The sequence below is a fragment of the Nocardioides sp. P4_G10 genome (genome assembly GCF_056401175.1).
This window is the reverse complement of record NZ_JBFUJV010000003.1, coordinates 176,726-191,601: the sequence shown is the minus strand read 5'-3', so window position 1 is coordinate 191,601 and position 14,876 is coordinate 176,726. Positions and strand designations below refer to the sequence as shown.

General features: G+C 72.5%; 14 protein-coding genes. 7 read left to right on the top strand and 7 right to left on the bottom strand.

All coding sequences use genetic code 11. The features are described from left to right. Nucleotides 1–6: 6 nt before the first annotated feature. Both AC1DP1_RS06415 and AC1DP1_RS06410 read left to right on the top strand, forming a co-directional pair. Nucleotides 7–918, top strand: a complete 912-nt coding sequence (locus AC1DP1_RS06415; protein WP_477506164.1) for an FAD-dependent oxidoreductase — start codon at nt 7–9, stop codon at nt 916–918. Beyond that, nucleotides 911–1,522 carry a histidine phosphatase family protein gene (locus AC1DP1_RS06410; protein WP_477506163.1) on the top strand — a complete coding sequence of 204 codons (612 nt, stop codon included), beginning with the start codon at nt 911–913 and terminating at the stop codon, nt 1,520–1,522. Before AC1DP1_RS06415 ends, AC1DP1_RS06410 begins: the two co-directional genes overlap by 8 nt. A gap of 19 nt (nt 1,523–1,541) precedes the next feature. Here the strand turns inward: AC1DP1_RS06410 and AC1DP1_RS06405 are convergent, their stop codons facing one another. Beyond that, the gene (locus tag AC1DP1_RS06405; RefSeq protein WP_477506162.1) at nt 1,542–1,994 is read right to left on the bottom strand and encodes a DUF952 domain-containing protein; all 453 of its coding nucleotides are present in this window, start codon (nt 1,992–1,994) and stop codon (nt 1,542–1,544) included. Nucleotides 1,995–2,032: 38 nt separating this feature from the next. Further along, nucleotides 2,033–2,755 carry an endonuclease NucS gene (nucS, locus tag AC1DP1_RS06400; RefSeq protein WP_477506161.1) on the bottom strand — a complete coding sequence of 241 codons (723 nt, stop codon included), beginning with the start codon at nt 2,753–2,755 and terminating at the stop codon, nt 2,033–2,035. Between nucS and AC1DP1_RS06395 the strand changes: the two genes are divergently transcribed. Both AC1DP1_RS06395 and AC1DP1_RS06390 read left to right on the top strand, forming a co-directional pair. Beyond that, nucleotides 2,744–3,835, top strand: coding sequence for a GNAT family N-acetyltransferase (locus AC1DP1_RS06395; RefSeq protein WP_477506160.1), 1,092 nt, complete (start codon nt 2,744–2,746; stop codon nt 3,833–3,835). The two genes, nucS and AC1DP1_RS06395, sit on opposite strands and share 12 nt — an antisense overlap. Nucleotides 3,836–3,881: 46 nt before the next feature. Next, a complete protein-coding gene (locus AC1DP1_RS06390) occupies nt 3,882–5,675 on the top strand; it encodes a 3-hydroxyacyl-CoA dehydrogenase family protein (protein ID WP_477506159.1) in 1,794 nt (597 codons plus the stop codon). Here the strand turns inward: AC1DP1_RS06390 and AC1DP1_RS06385 are convergent. Then, a complete protein-coding gene (locus AC1DP1_RS06385; RefSeq protein WP_457186943.1) occupies nt 5,672–6,133 on the bottom strand; it encodes a VOC family protein in 462 nt (153 codons plus the stop codon). The genes AC1DP1_RS06390 and AC1DP1_RS06385 overlap by 4 nt on opposite strands. 88 nt (nt 6,134–6,221) lie before the next feature. Then, nucleotides 6,222–8,645, bottom strand: a complete 2,424-nt coding sequence (locus AC1DP1_RS06380) for a LuxR C-terminal-related transcriptional regulator (protein ID WP_477506158.1) — start codon at nt 8,643–8,645, stop codon at nt 6,222–6,224. A 236-nt stretch (nt 8,646–8,881) separates the two neighbouring features. Here AC1DP1_RS06380 and AC1DP1_RS06375 point away from each other — a divergent pair, with 236 nt between their 5' ends. Both AC1DP1_RS06375 and AC1DP1_RS06370 read left to right on the top strand, forming a co-directional pair. Then, entirely contained in the window at nt 8,882–9,652 is a 771-nt protein-coding gene (locus tag AC1DP1_RS06375; RefSeq protein WP_477506157.1) for a hypothetical protein, read from the top strand. Between the two features lie 46 nt (nt 9,653–9,698). After that, nucleotides 9,699–10,466: an alpha/beta fold hydrolase gene (locus AC1DP1_RS06370; protein ID WP_477506156.1), complete on the top strand. Its 768-nt coding sequence runs from the start codon at nt 9,699–9,701 to the stop codon at nt 10,464–10,466. Between the two features lie 10 nt (nt 10,467–10,476). Here AC1DP1_RS06370 and AC1DP1_RS06365 read toward each other — a convergent pair whose 3' ends face one another. Beyond that, on the bottom strand, nt 10,477–11,013 hold the full coding sequence (locus AC1DP1_RS06365) for a CGNR zinc finger domain-containing protein (RefSeq protein WP_300051464.1): 537 nt from the start codon (nt 11,011–11,013) through the stop codon (nt 10,477–10,479). Between the two features lie 38 nt (nt 11,014–11,051). Here AC1DP1_RS06365 and AC1DP1_RS06360 point away from each other — a divergent pair, with 38 nt between their 5' ends. Then, nucleotides 11,052–12,068, top strand: coding sequence for an EamA family transporter (locus AC1DP1_RS06360; protein ID WP_477506155.1), 1,017 nt, complete (start codon nt 11,052–11,054; stop codon nt 12,066–12,068). Here the strand turns inward: AC1DP1_RS06360 and AC1DP1_RS06355 are convergent. Together AC1DP1_RS06355 and AC1DP1_RS06350 are read right to left on the bottom strand one after the other, a co-directional pair. Further along, nucleotides 12,046–13,275 carry an AI-2E family transporter gene (locus AC1DP1_RS06355; protein WP_477506154.1) on the bottom strand — a complete coding sequence of 410 codons (1,230 nt, stop codon included), beginning with the start codon at nt 13,273–13,275 and terminating at the stop codon, nt 12,046–12,048. The two genes, AC1DP1_RS06360 and AC1DP1_RS06355, sit on opposite strands and share 23 nt — an antisense overlap. Before the next feature lie 125 nt (nt 13,276–13,400). Next, complete coding sequence (locus AC1DP1_RS06350; protein ID WP_477506153.1) at nt 13,401–14,735, bottom strand: hypothetical protein; 1,335 nt, start codon at nt 14,733–14,735, stop codon at nt 13,401–13,403. Nucleotides 14,736–14,876: the final 141 nt, after the last annotated feature.

The following is a 14,876-nucleotide window of genomic DNA, read 5'->3' as shown; positions in this document are numbered from 1 at the left end:
GCCGCCATGCGACGCGTGATCGTGGTGGGGGCCGGCGTGATCGGCCTGTCCTGCGCGGTGCGGCTGCTCGAGGCGGGACACCGCGTCGACGTGGTCGGGCGCGACCTGCCGTTGGAGACGACGTCGTCGGTCGCGGCGGCTGTCTGGTCGCCCTACTCCAGACCGCAGGAGCACGTCGTCAGGTGGGCGCGGGCGGCGTACGACGCCTTTGCGGAGCTGTGCGACGACGAGTCGGCCGGCGTGGTCATGCGCACCGGCACCGAGCTCTTCCGCGAGCCGTCCGGCGACGTGTGGTGGCGCGACGCCCTGCCGCCCGGCGCCGGGCCCGACCGCGAGACCAGCCTGCCCGCGGGGTATGCGTCCGGCCTGACGATGCGTACACCGGTGGTCGAGATGCCGGTCTACCTCCGCTGGCTCGCGGCCCGGGTCGATGAGCTCGGCGGCACCGTCACCCGGATGAACCTGTCCGCGCTGCCCACCGGCGACGCCCTGGTCGTCAACGCCAGCGGCATCGGAGCGCGCCTGCTGGGCGGCGATCGCACGGTGTCGCCCGTGCGTGGCCAGGTCGTGCTCGTGGAGCAGGTGGGGATCGACCACTGGTGGATCGACGCCGAGACTCCGTCGTACGTGGTGCCACGTGCCCACGACGTCGTGCTCGGCGGGACGGCGATCGAGGGGGAGTGGAGTCGGACCCCGGAGCCGGCGGTGGCCGCCTCGATCCTCGAGCGGGCAGCGCGGATCGAGCCGCGCCTGGCCGGCGCCCGCGTGCTGCGTCACAAGGTCGGGCTGCGGCCCAGCCGTCCCTCGGTGCGCCTCGAGCGGGTCGGCGACGTCGTCCACTGCTACGGCCACGGCGGCTGCGGTGTGACCGTGAGCTGGGGCTGTGCCGACGACGTGGTGGGCCTGATCGATGGGTGACCTCCAGTGCGCCGCGCGGATCTTCGTCGCGCGTCACGGTGCGGCCGACTACGAGAGCGAGCTCCTCAGCGACGCGGGCGGCTGGTTGAGCCCGCTCGGCCGTCAGCAGTCGCGCGAGCTGGCCAGCCAGGTCGAGGGTGAGCGGATCTCGCGGGTGTGGACCAGCGACCTCTCGCGTGCCGTGCAGACCGGGGAGATCGTCGCCGCCAGGACCGGCGTCGACGTCACCGTCCGCACCGGCCTGCGCGAGTTCGGCGTCGGCGACGCCGCCGGGACGACGGGTGATCCCGACCCCTTCGCAGCGACGTTCGCCGCCTGGCTCGGCGGCGACCTGTCCGCCCGGATCCCGGGGGGCGAGAGCGGGCTCGAGGTGGTGGCCCGCTACGAGGCCGTCCTCGAGGAGGTCGCCGACGCGCACCGGGGCGAGTCGGTGCTGGTGGTCAGCCACGGCGGCGTGATGTCCATGGTGCTTCCGCTGCTGGCCGACAACCTTGCGCCCGACCACACGCGCGACATCCCGCTGCCCAACTGCGGCGTGGTTGCGCTCGAGGCCGACGCCGACGGCTGGGTGGCCCGCTCCTGGGCTGGCCGGCCGCTCACCTGACCGAAGGCCGTGGTGGCGCTCAGCGCGTCACGCCGACGGCCCACAGCAGGACGGCCAGGGCGATCATCGCGACCAGCGCCAGCCCCATGCGTACGGCCATCCCCTTCGTCCACAGCGACATGAGCGTCTCGCTGCGGCCACGACGGTCGAGCGGCGTCACCTCGACGACCGCTCCGCGGTCGATCGGCCCGTACACGTGGGGATAGGTGTCGTCGCCGACCGGCTCGACCCGCACCTCCGCGTCCGTCAGCCGCGACGGGTCGATGGTGAGCAGCACGAGGTGCTCGCCGGCGCCGCGGTAGTAGCGGTCGAACACGCCCTGCACCTGGTCACGCCGACTGGCGTGGATGAACCCCTCCTCCTCGAGGCTGCGCCCGATGGTCGAGGTGGTGTAGGTCCCGCTCTCCAGCGTCCGCCGCCAGTCCGCGGCGGTGGCGATGTGGAAGATGCGCTCAGGCGGACTCGGTGTCACCGTGCGAGGGTAGCGACGTGACCGGCCCGGCGCGCGGGCTAGAACAGCCGGTGCTCGGCGTCGTCCATGCCGCGGAGCGCGTCGTAGTCGACGAGGGCGCAGGCGATGCCGCGGTCGGTGGCGAGCACGCGGGCCTGGGGCTTGATCTCCTGGGCGGCGTAGATGCCGCGCACGGGTCCCTTGCTGGTGAGCATCGGGTCGCGGTTGAGGAGCTCGAGGTAGCGGGTGAGCTGCTCGACGCCGTCGATCTCGCCACGCCGCTTGATCTCGACCGCGACGGACAGGCCGTCGGCGTCGCGGCACATGAGGTCGACCGGGCCGATGGCCGTCATGAACTCGCGGCGGACCAGGGTGAGGCCGTCGGCGAGGGTGGCGGGGTGCTCGGCGAGCAGCTCCTGGAGGTGCTTCTCGACGCCGTCCTTCTGCAGGCCCGGGTCGACGCCGAGGTCGTGCGAGGAGTCGTGCAGCACCTCGTCGATCAGGATCCGCAGGGTGTCGTCGGACTTGGTCGCGGTCACCAGCCACTCGGCCTGGCCGTCCTCGGAGACGCCCTCGCGGACGGTGCACGGGGGCGACATCCAGTTGAGCGGCTTGTAGGAGCCGCCGTCGGAGTGGATCAGCACCGACCCGTCCGACTTGAGCATCAGGACGCGGGTGGCGAGCGGGAGGTGGGCCGAGAGACGTCCGGCGTAGTCCACCTGGCAGCGTGCGACGACGATCCTCACGACGGGCGAATCTACAGTGACCCCGTGACCGACCACGCAGTGCGCCCCGCGCGGCAACGCGACCTCGCGCAGCTCGCGGCTCTGGAGGACTCCGGGCTCGCGATGTTCGAGGAGGTGCTCGGGGACCTCGCCGGCGACGCGCTGGCCTCTCCGGCCGTCAGCGGGCACGACCGGGCGGCCGAGCCGGGCTTCATCCTGGTGGCGGGGGACCCGGCCATCGGGTTCGCCCACGTGCGCGACCTGGAGTCGCACGCGCACCTCGACCAGATCTCGGTGCACCCCGAGCACGCCCGCCGCGGGGTGGGCGCCGCGCTGCTGGAGGCGGCGGCAGAGCGCGCGACGGTCAAGGGGCACGGGTCGCTGACGTTGACGACGTACGCCGACATCGCGTGGAACGCACCGTTCTACGCCCGTCACGGCTTCGTCGAGGTCGGCGACGACGAGCCGCGGACGGCGACCCAGCTCGCGATCTCGAGCAACGAGGAGCGGCTCGGGCTGGAGCGCCATGGCCGGAGGATCTGGATGCGGCGGGTCCTCCGTGCCCACCGGACCACCGAGGAGATCGCCGACTTCCTGCCGATGATCGACGCGAGCCCGCGCGACGTCGGGACGCTCCGCTCCGTCGTACGCCGGCCGGGTCCCGGGCAGCGCGAGGTGCTGGACGTCGGCCACCTCGACGTCACCGAGGGCCTCGTCGGCGACACGTGGATCGAGCGGGGGAGTCGTCGCATGCCGGACGGCTCGCCCCACCCCGACATGCAGCTCAACCTGATGAACCACCGCCTCGTCGAGCTCCTCGCCCAGGACCCCGAGCGCGAGCAGCTCGCCGGCGACCAGATGTTCGTCGACCTCGACCTGTCCCACGACAACCTCCCCGCCTGGAGCGAGCTCCACATCGGCGGGCCCGACGGCGCGGTCATCGTCGTCACCGACCAGCCGCACACCGGGTGCGGCAAGTTCATCGCCCGCTTCGGCAAGGACGCGCTGGCCTTCGTCAACGGGCCCGAGGGCAAGCCGCGCCGGCTGCGCGGGCTGTGCGCCAAGGTGGTGCGCCCGGGCCCGGTCCGACCGGGCGACGAGGTGCGCGTCGTACGTMTGGACCGACCGGGGGAGTGACGGTTGCCACACTCGGCTCGGCTGAACGGCGTGGGAGCATGCGTCCATGACTGACACGGCTACCGCTACGTTCACCTCCGTCGGCGTCATCGGCCTCGGCACCATGGGCGCCGGCATCGCCGAGGTGTTCGCGCGCAACGGCTACTCGGTCATCGGGGTCGAGGTCAGCGACGCGGCCGTCCAGCGCGGGCGCGAGCACCTCGAGCACTCCACGGGACGGGCGGTCAAGCGCGAGAAGATGACGCAGGAGGCGGCCGACGAGCTGCTCGGCCGCATCACGCTGACGACCGAGATGCAGGACCTCGCCGACGCCGACCTCGTGGTCGAGGCCGTCGTCGAGTCGCTCGAGGTCAAGAAGTCGATCTTCCGGATGCTGGACGGCATCGTCCGCCCGGACGCCGTCCTGGCGACCAACACGTCCTCGCTCAGCGTCACCGAGATCTCCACCGCCAACTCGAGCCCCGGCCGGGTGGTGGGCGTCCACTTCTTCAACCCGGCGCCCGTGCAGAACCTCGTCGAGGTCATCCGCACGGTCGTGACCGAGCCCGACGTCCTCGCCGACGTGGTGACGCTGCTGCGCGACCTGGGCAAGAACCCGGTCGTCTGCGGCGACAAGGCCGGCTTCATCGCCAACACGCTCCTCTTCGGCTACCTCAACCACGCCGTCGCGATGTACGAGGGCAAGTACGCCTCGCGCGAGGACATCGACGCCGCCATGCGCTTCGGCTGCGGCTACCCGATGGGACCGCTGGCGCTGCTCGACCTGATCGGCCTCGACACGGCCTACGAGATCCTCGACACGATGTACAAGCAGGGCCGCGACCGGCTGCACGCGCCGGCGCCGATCCTCAAGCAGTACGTCACCGCGGGCCTGCTCGGCCGCAAGTCGGGACGCGGCTTCTACACCTACGAGGCGCCGGACAGCCCGGTGGTGGTCGACGACGCGCACACCCCCAGCGCCGACGACAAGCCGCAGCTGCGCCACGACGTCCGGCTCGTCGGTGTCGTCGGCACCGGCACGATGGCCTGCGGCATCGTCGAGGTCTTCGCCAAGGCCGGTTACGACGTGCTCTTCACCGGTCGCGGCCAGGACAAGGTCGCCGGCGTCGTCGCCGCCATCACGAAGAACTTCGACAAGCAGATCCAGCGCGGCCGCGCCACCGAGGAGCAGAAGACCGAGGTGCTCGGCCGGGTGCGCGGCACCACGTCGCTCGACGACCTCAAGGACGTCGACCTCGTCGTCGAGGCGATCGCCGAGGACCTCGCCGTCAAGACGACGCTCTTCGAGAACCTCGACGAGATCTGCAAGCCCGGCGCCATCCTGGCGACGACCACGTCCTCGCTGCCGATCATCTCGATGGCGAGGGTGACCAAGCGTCCGCAGGACGTCATCGGCATGCACTTCTTCAACCCCGCCGCGGTCATGAAGCTCGTCGAGGTCGTGTCCACCGTCGCCACCGACGAGGCGGTCACCGAGACCGTCCTCGCGCTGTGCGAGGAGGTCGGCAAGGTGGCGGTGCGGTGCGGCGACCGTTCGGGCTTCATCGTCAACGCGCTGCTCTTCCCCTACCTCAACGACGCGGTGAGGATGCTCGAGGCGCACTACGCGACCGCCGACGACATCGACACGGCCATGAAGCAGGGTTGTGCGCTCCCGATGGGGCCCTTCGAGCTGCTCGACGTGGTGGGCAACGACGTCTCGCTGGCGATCCAGCGCGAGCTCTACCTCGAGTTCCGCGAGCCGGGCTTCGCGCCCGCCCCGCTGCTCGAGCACCTCGTCACGGCCGGCTATCTCGGCCGCAAGACCGGTCGCGGCTTCCGCGACTACAGCGCGCGCTAGTCCAAGCAGAACTCGTTGCCCTCCGGGTCGGTCATGACGATGTGGCCCGCGGTCATCGGCGGGGCGGGCTCGTGCCGCTCGACCCGGGTCGCTCCGAGGGCGACGAGGCGGTCGCTCTCGGCCTCCAGCGCCGCCATCCGCTCGTCACCGTCGAGCCCGGGCGCCGCCCTGAGGTCGAGGTGGACGCGGTTCTTCGCCGTCTTGCCCTCGGGCACCTGCTGGAAGAACAGCCGGGGCCCGTCGCCGTCGGGGTCCTGAGCCGCGGACGCAGAGTTCCACTGCGACTCCGGCACGCCGACCTCGCGGAGGAAGTCGTGCCACGCGTCGAAGGGGTCCTGGCCCGGCGCGAGCTCTCGCCCCGGTGGCGGTGGGTTGACGTAGCCCATCGCGTCGGCCCAGAAGCGGGAGAGTGACTCGGGGTCGTGGGCGTCGAAGGTCACCTGGATGGTCCGGCTCATGCCGGTCATCCTGCCGCGCGCCACCGACATCGGCCATCGCTGCGAGCCGGACACGCCCCGTCCGGCAGCGCCTCCGGACGGTGAGCGGTCAGCGGTTGTCGACGACGAGCGCCGCGAGGCGGGCGCGCGTGTTGATGTCGAGCTTGCGGTAGATGTGGGTGAGGTGCGCGTCGACGGTGCGCGGGGAGACGTAGAGCTCCTCGGCGATCTGGCGGCTGGTCAGCCCGTGCGCCACCCGCTCGGCGACCTGGCGCTCGGCGGCCGTGAGCGCGTCGAGCACCGACGGTCGTGCGGATGCGGTCCGGTTGAAGATGGCCGTGACGAGCGCGACCGACTCGGCGGACAGGTCGTCACCGTCGAGCCACTCCTCGGGTGCCCGCGCGGCCGGCACCACGTCGTAGTCGGCCGAGTAGCCCCAGCGCGCCGCCTTGCGCGGCGTGCGGAGCGCGAAGGCAGCCGCGGCCAGCGACCGCGCCTCGGAGAGGTCGCGGACCCGCGCGACCCCGGCGAGCCCGTCGAGCACGTCGGCGGCGCGCAGCGGCAGGCGCATGGTGCGGCAGTGGTCGAGTGCGGTGAGGTAGGTCGTCGTGGCCTGGTCGAGGTCGCCGAGGTCCACCAGCGCGCGGCCGAGGAGCAGGCGCGCATCGACCCCGTCGCGGCCCAGGCGCGCGGAGTCAGCCAGGGCCACCACGTCGGCGGCCAGTCCTGCTGCGCGCTTCGCGTCGCCCCTGGCCAGCAGGTCGCGCCCGTCCTGCGCGAGCACGGGGAGGCGGACGGCCCACGGCAGCGTCTCCCGTACGACGTCGGTGGGCACCCAGGTCGGGTCGAGGTTGCGCAGGAGCGTCTCGGCGAGCAGCCCGACCCGGTCCTCCGCGAGCTCACGGGCCTCGACGACGACGGCCCGGGTACCGGCGACGGCCTCGGCGATGCGGCCCTGCTCGAGGGCGATCCGGGCCAGCACGGTGCGCAGCGACAGGTCGATCCAGCGCTCGTCCCCGGTGATGCGGGCGGGCATCGCGGCGACGGCGGCCTCCGTGGCCTCGGCGAAACGACCCTGCGAGGCGTAGAGGTCGGCCAGCGTGCGGGTGGCCTGGCGGGTGATCGAGCCGTCCGGGTCGAGCTCGATCGCACGCCGGGCCTCCGACTCGGCGCTGGCCAGGTCGCCGGCGTCGAGGTGCATCTCGGCCCGGATGGACGCGGTCTTGGAGAGCTGCTCCTCGGGGATGGGCGCGGAGGATGCGTGCTCGTCGGAGCGCGCGAGGAGCCAGAGCCCCTCGTAGGTCCCGCGCATCTCGGAGGCGGCGATGCCGGCCCGTCGGGCGATCTGGGCGCCCATGGCGGGCGGTCCGTCCCCACTGGCGAGGGCGCCCTCGAGGATCTCGACAGCCTCTCTCGCGCGCATGGAGGTGTAGAGGGAGGAGAAGATGCGGTTGGCCACCGAGTAGCCGTCCGCGCGCGTCTCCGGCTCCGCGCAGGCCGTCAGGACCGCGTGGCGCATGGCGGGCAGGTCGCCGAGCCACTCGGCGTCGGCCGCGCCGTAGTTGTCGTGGGCCGGCGCGTGCGTCTCGGCCCAGGCGAGCAGCCCGGCACGGACCGCGGCCACGTCGTCGGGGCGGGCCAGGGCGCGCGCCCGGCCGCGGATCGGCGACAACATGTCGAAGTGGCCCTGGGCGTCGACCTCGAGCAGGCTGCGGCGCACCAGGTTGCCGGCGAGCTCGGCGGTCTCCGGGACGGACGCGTCCAGCACGTGCGCCAGCACCCCGAGGCCGACGTGGAAGTCGAGCAGCCCGATGCGGCGCAGGGCAGCGGCGCTGGCCTCGTCGAGGAGGTCGTGGGCCGAGTCCACCGCCTGGTCGAGGCTCACCGCGGACATCGCGTTGCTGAGCCCGACGAGCGCCGACTGCACGGCGACCTGCTCGATCAGCAGCGGCAGTCCACCGGTGGCGCGCAGCAGGCGGCGTACCTCGTGCGCCTGCTCGGCCAGGTCGACCTGCTGTCCACCGGCCGCGCGGATGCGGCGGAGGAACAGCTCGACGGCGGGACCCTCCAGAGGGGCGCGCTGGGCCGGCACCGGCAGCGGTCCGACGCGGACGACGGACTCGGCCGGCTGGCCGGCGGTCGTCAGCGCCGTCACCACCACGCGGGCGTCGGTGGTCGCCTCGAGCACCGACTGGAGGACCGGACCGGCCTCCGTCGTGTCGAGGTCGAGGCCGTCGAGGACGAGCAGGCACTCACGCCCGTCGACCGCGCGGCCGAGGGCACCCGTCAGCGAGTCGCCCGGCGCCGTCTCCGACTCGAGGCTCTCCAGGGCCGCGACGAGCACGTCGTCGATCGTGCGCAGGCTGCGGGCGTCGACCCACGAGGCGGCCGTGGTGGCGGCTGCGGCGACGTGGCGCACGAGCAGCGTCTTGCCGCTGCCGGGCGGGCCCACGACGGTGACCCACCTCGACTCCTCCAGCGCCTCGTGCAGCGCTCGCTGCACGTCCTCACGACCGAGACAGGGGGACAGCACGACACGAACCTATCGCTCCTACGCACCTGAGTTACGTAGGACTACGGATGCCGGGACAGGAGGGTTCGCGGGAGTCTTCTCGTACGCCGARGGCATCGAGGCCGCGCGAGGGGATGGCCCCGCTGCCCACCGGCCGCTTGTCGGAGCAGGTCGCACATCGTCGGGGGTCGATGGGCGGCCTGCTCTTGCAGGTCCCGAGCCGGCCGGACCTTTCCGCCGATGCGTACTCTGGGCCCATGGAACTCGTGCTCCTGCTGGTCGTCATCGGCGGGCTCGTGGCGGTCGCCGTCACGGCCGGCAAGACGGGCAAGAGGCGTGAGCTGGTGCGCGCCGAGTCCGAGGTCGCCCCGGTGAAGAAGCTCGCCGAGGAGGACGTGACCGCCCTCGGTGTGGAGCTGCAGGACCTCGACATCGAGCTGGCCGGCCACCCGCTCGACGCAGGCGCGAACGCCGACTACCAGCGCGCCCTCGACTCCTACGAGTCGGCCAAGGTGGCCGCTGCGGCGCTCACCAAGCCCGCGGAGGTCAAGCACGTCACCGAGATCCTCGAGGACGGCCGCTACGCGATGGCGTGCGTGCGCGCCCGGGTGGCGGGGGAGCCGCTGCCGCAGCGCCGCCCCCCGTGCTTCTTCGACCCGCGCCACGGCATGTCCGTCGCCGACGTCCCGTGGACCCCGCCGGGCGGCGCGCAACGCGAGGTCCCGGCGTGCGCGCTCGACGTCGAGCGCGTGCGTGCCGGCGCCGAGCCCGACATCCGCAAGGTCATGGTCGGCTCGCGCCGCGTGCCCTACTGGCAGGGCGGCCGGGCCTACCAGCCCTACGCGCAGGGCTACTTCGGTGCCTTCTCGCCGATGGACTGGATGTTCATGGGCATGCTCTTCGGTGGCGGCTTCGACGGTCTCGGTGAGGGCATCGGTGCGATCGGCGAGGGCATCGGCGACATGTTCGGCGGCATCGGCGACGGCATCGGCGGCATGTTCGACGGGTTCGACGGCTTCGACTTCTGACCGGGTCGGTGGCCGCCACCTGACCCGGCTGCGGGAGGATGGCCGGGTGAGCCTGCACCGCACCGAGCTCGGCGACTCCGGTCCCCGCGTCGTCTTCTGCCACGGACTCTTCGGCCAGGGCAAGAACTGGACGCAGGCCGCCAAGGCCCTCAGCACCGACCACCGGGTGCTGCTGCTCGACATGCCCAACCACGGCCGCTCGCCCTGGACCGAGACCTTCGACTTCCTCGAGCTGGCCGACCTGGTCGCCGCCGAGATCGGCGACGAGCCGGTCGCCCTCGTCGGGCACTCCATGGGCGGCAAGATCGCGATGTGCCTCGCCCTGCGGCACCCGGAGCTGGTCGAGCGGCTGGCCGTGGTCGACATCGCCCCCGTGGCGTACGACAGCGGGCGGGAGTTCGTCGGCTACATCGAGACGATGCGGGCCCTGGACCTCGAGGCCCTGGAGAGCCGCGGCCAGGCGGAGGCGGCCCTGGAGGACGCGGTGCCCAACCGCGTGGTGCGCAGCTTCCTGCTGCAGAACCTCAGGCGCACCGACGACGGCTGGCACTGGCAGATGAACCTCGACCTGCTCGGCGAGCACATGGCTGAGCTGGTCGGCTGGCCCGGCGAGCGGCTCGGTGACGCCTCGTACGACGGCCCGGTGCTGTGGGTCGGAGGCGCCCGCTCCGACTACATCTCCGACGACCACGCCGGTGAGATGGACCGCCGGTTCCCGCGCAACCGCCGAGTGCTCGTAAAAGAGGCGGGCCACTGGGTCCACTCCGAGCAGCCGGACGTGTTCCTCGAGGTGCTCAGGCGCTTCCTGCCCTGAGGGCGGGTCCTCAGGTCCGCTGGCGTGCCCGGTAGGCCGCAACGGCCTCCCGGTTGCCGCACGTGGTGGAGCAGTAGCGCCGGGAGCGGTTGCGCGACAGGTCGAGCACGACGTCGTCGCAGTCGTCGGCCGCGCACGTGTCGAGGCGCGACATCTCGTCGGCGCGGATGACGTCGACCATCGCCATCGCCGTCTCCACCACGACCCGCTCGTCGAGCGGCCGGTCGGGATCGACGGCGTGGAGGTGCCAGTCCCAGTGGTCGTGGCGCTGGAGCTGGGGGAGTGCCTTGGCGCGCGCGAGCATGTCGTTGACGATGCCCGCTGCCTCGTCGCGATCGGCCAGCAGCAGGGACCTCAGGGCGGGACGCAACCGGCGTACGGACTCCAGCTCGCCGGCGGTCGCGTCGTGCCGACCCGTGTAGGGCCACGAGGCGAGGAACGCCGAGAGGTCGTCGACCGATCCGAGGGGCGCCCCCGGCTCGTCGGTGGAGTTGACCAGCGCGACGGCTGCCTGCAGCGACGCGTCCGTGTCATCCGTGAAAAGCATGTTGACACATTACAGGAGGCGCGCCTAACGTCATGACCGTGACGGCTTTGACTCATGACACCACCCGGTCGCGGACCACGACCGGCCTGGCCCTGGCGGTCGCGTCGGCCGCGTCCTTCGGGCTGTCCGGCGTGCTGGCCCGCGGCCTGCTCGACACCGGCTGGAGCGCCGGGGCGACGGTGGCGCTGCGCATCGCGATCGCGGCCGCCGTGCTGGTCGTCCCGGGGATCCTCGCGGTGCGCGGGCGCTGGCACCTGCTGCGCACCAATGCCGGGCTGATCACGGTCTACGGCATCGCAGCCGTCGCCGGCGCCCAGCTCTGCTACTTCTACGCCGTCACCTACATGCAGGTCAGCGTCGCGCTGCTGCTGGAGTACACCGCCCCGGTCGCCGTCGTCGTGTGGCTGTGGCTCCGCCACGGGCACCGTCCCTCGGGCACCACGCTGCTGGGCGCCGCCATCGCCGCAGGCGGTCTGGTGCTCGTGCTCGACGTCGTCTCGGGCGCGGAGCTCAGCGTCGTCGGCGTGCTGTGGGCCCTCGGCGCCATGGTGGGTGCCGCGACCTACTTCATCATCTCCGCCGACGAGGACAACGGGCTCCCGGGCATCACGCTCGCGGCCGGCGGCCTCGTGGTCGGCGGTGCCGTGCTGCTCGTCGCGGGCCTCAGCGGCGTGCTGCCGTTCCACGCCTCGACCGCCGACGCGGTCTACGACGGGCGGGCCGTCGCGTGGTGGATCCCGGTGGTCGCGCTCGGTCTGGTGACCGCGGCCTTCTCCTACGTGACCGGGATCGCGGCCGGACGTCGGCTCGGCAGCCGGTTGGCGTCCTTCGTGGCTCTCGGCGAGGTCCTCGCCGCCGTCATCTGGGCGTGGCTGCTGCTCGGCGAGCTGCCCCGCCCCGTCCAGCTGGCCGGCGGCCTGCTGGTGCTGGCCGGTGTCGTCGTGGTCAAGCTGGGCGAGTCACGGGCCCCGCTCCTGGTCGAGCCCCTGCCGGAGTCGGGGCACGACCCCGAGCGCGACCCGGAGCCCGACCTCAGTGGGCGTCCTGCCGCCTGAGGAACACCTCGCGGTGCAGCAGGAGCAGTGCCGCGGCGACCGGGACCGCGAGCAGGGCCCCGATGATGCCCATGAGCGAGCCGCCGACGAGGGCGGCGACGACCGTCACGGAGCCCGGCAGGTCGACCGACTTCCTCATGATGCGCGRGTAGATCACGTAGGACTCGAACTGCTGGTAGGCGATGTAGTAGATGAGCGTCACCAGCGCGRCGGTCGGGGAGAGGGTCAGCGCGAGGAGCGTCATGAGCGCCCCTGACACGAAGGCGCCGACGACCGGGATCAGCGAGAAGAGCCCGACGACGAACGCCAGCGCGAAGGCGTACTCGCTGAGGCCGACGACGAACGAGAAGATCAGCGTGCTGATGCCGGCGCAGATGGCGACGACGAACGCGCCGGCGACGTAGGCGCCCGTCGACCGGATGATCCGGTCGCCGAGCTCGCTGACACGGGGACGGCGCGAGGCGGGGGCCAGCGAGTAGGCGGCGTGCTTGATGCTCGGCAGCGAGGCGAGGAAGTAGATCATCAGCACGATGACGATGAGGCTGTTGGTCACCGCGGAGAGCACCCGCAGGCCGACGCCCAGTGCTCCGCCGAAGACCTTCTGCCCGAAGTCACCGTTCTGGATGTACTCCTGGGCCTTGGCGATGACGTCGAACTGGTCGTCGAGCTTCTGCACCTGGCGGTTGGCCTGCAGCTCGTCGAGCCAGTCAGGGGCGTTGCGGGTGATCAGTGCGATCTGGTCGCTGATCACGGGGGCCACGGCGACGACGAACAGCGCCAGCACGGCGATGACCGCGACGAGCACGAGCAGCACCGACAGGCCGCGCCGGATCCCGCGGCGCATGAAGAACTCCACGACCGGGTTGAGCCCGATCGCGAGGAACATCGACATGACGAGCAGGATCAGCACCGAGGAGATGCTGAGCAGCTGCTCGGTCAGGAAGATCGCGGCCACGGCCCCGAGCGCGCCGAAGAAGCCGATCTTGAACGGGGAGTGGCGCAGCAGCAGCGGCGTGGGTGAGGGCTCGGCCGGGACGTAGGGAGCCGGGGCGTCCTCGTCGACCACGAGGTCGGTCGCGTCGTCGATGTGCTCGGCGATGGCGGCGGCCCCGAGGGCCGACGCCTGGGCCGACTCCTGGGCCGACTCGGCGGCGGCCTCGGCCCGGTCGGCGTCGTCGGACACCTGGTCGGCGACCTCCCCGAGCACTTCGGGGAGCTCGGCCGGGTCGCCAGCGGCGTCGCGCAGCGCGACGGCGGCGCTCGACTCGGAGGGTCGCTCCTCGGTGCTGCCGGGGCCGGAGGTGACGAGCTCCCGGAGCCGGACGCGCCAGCTCAGGACTCGTCCTCGCCGAAGCCCGCGACGACGTCGCGCAGGGCACCCAGCTGGGCGGTGATGGCGTCACGGCGCTTCGCGGCGCGGTCGACCTCGGCCTGGATGTTGGCCAGCTCGCGCTCCGCCTCGGCGACCCGGGTCGCCCCGATCGAGTCGGCCTGCGTGCGGGCCGAGGCGACGATCTGCTCGGCCTCGCGCCGGGCCCGCGTGAGCAGACCCTCGGACTCGGACTGGGCCTGCTGGCGGTGGGTGTTGGCCTGGGACGTGGCCTCACGCGCGCGCTGCTCGGCAGCGTTGGCCCGTGCCTCGGCCTCGGCCACCAGCCGCTGGGTCTCGGAGGTGGCGTTGCTGTGGTGCTCGGTCGCCTCGCGGGCGAGCCGCTCCTTCTCGACGGCCAGCGTGCGGCGGGCCTCCTGGACCTCGCGGTCCGCTGCGGCGCGCGCCTGCTCCGCCTCACGGGTGGCGGTCACACGCATCTCGTTGGTCTCCTGCTGCGCGGCGAGCCGGACCTGGTCGGACTCGCGGCGCGCGGAGGCGAGCAGGTCCTCGGCCTCGGCCTTGGCGAGGCTGCGCTCGGTCTCGGCGTCGGCGGTCAGCCGCGAGCGCATCTCGTCGAGCTCCTTGAGCTGGACCATGCGCATGTCGTCGGCCTCGCGAGCGGCGTCGGCACGGATGCTGTGGGCGTCGCGCTCGGCCAGGGTGCGGATCTCGTCGGCCTCGCGGCGGGCGGCGGTGCGCACGTCGGCCGCCTCGTCCTCGGCCATCTTGAGCATGGAGGTGGCGCGACCGCCGAGGCCGGCGTAGGTCGGGTTGGTGTTCTCAGAGACCTCCTGGCGCAGCCGCTCGAGCTCGGACTCGAGCTCGATGACTCGTTCCTCGCTGCTGGCGAGGCTGGTCGCCAGCCCGGACTTCTCGCTGTGGAGCTGGTGGACGCGCTGGTCGACCGCTGCCTTGTCGTAGCCGCCGCGGCGCACCACGGGGAGGGGAGTGCTCGCCTGGGCGGGCACCGCGGGGCGCGGTGCGGCCGGGGGGACCACCGGTGAGCGCCGGGTCGCCTCGGCCGCTGAAGCGGCGGGCGGGGGCGTCGTCCGGGCAGACGGCTGGGCAGCCGGCTGAGGAGTCGGCGGAGGGGTCGGCTCGGCCGCCGCGCTCGGCTCGGAAGCCTTCTTCGCGGCAGAGTTCTTGGCCGCTGCCGGCGGTTCGTCCTTCGGGGTGACCGGCAGCACCTGGGTCTCCTCGCCGGCGGTCTCACGCGCGGTCGAGCCGCCCGGAGCGGCCTTGTCGTCGGCGGACTCCGGCTCGTCGAAGATGGACAGGCCCTGGTCGGAAGCCATGGTGAGGCACCCTCTCTCACGTCGTACGGACTGCGTCGGAGCCAGTCTCTCCGATGCCCTCCAAAAGACACACCCCGGCTCGCGGGCGACTTCGTGCGAGTCGCGCGAACCGGGGTGTGAAAGGTCTCAGGCCCGATCTCA

Coding starts and splice junctions, on each gene's coding strand:
- AC1DP1_RS06415 (WP_477506164.1), top strand. CDS start 7: ATGCGACGCGTGATCGTGGTGGGGGCCGGCGTGATCGGCCTGTCCTGC.
- AC1DP1_RS06375 (WP_477506157.1), top strand. CDS start 8,882: ATGGAACTCGTGCTCCTGCTGGTCGTCATCGGCGGGCTCGTGGCGGTC.
- AC1DP1_RS06390 (WP_477506159.1), top strand. CDS start 3,882: ATGACTGACACGGCTACCGCTACGTTCACCTCCGTCGGCGTCATCGGC.
- AC1DP1_RS06350 (WP_477506153.1), bottom strand. CDS start 14,735: ATGGCTTCCGACCAGGGCCTGTCCATCTTCGACGAGCCGGAGTCCGCC.
- AC1DP1_RS06365 (WP_300051464.1), bottom strand. CDS start 11,013: ATGCTTTTCACGGATGACACGGACGCGTCGCTGCAGGCAGCCGTCGCG.
- AC1DP1_RS06385 (WP_457186943.1), bottom strand. CDS start 6,133: ATGAGCCGGACCATCCAGGTGACCTTCGACGCCCACGACCCCGAGTCA.
- AC1DP1_RS06410 (WP_477506163.1), top strand. CDS start 911: ATGGGTGACCTCCAGTGCGCCGCGCGGATCTTCGTCGCGCGTCACGGT.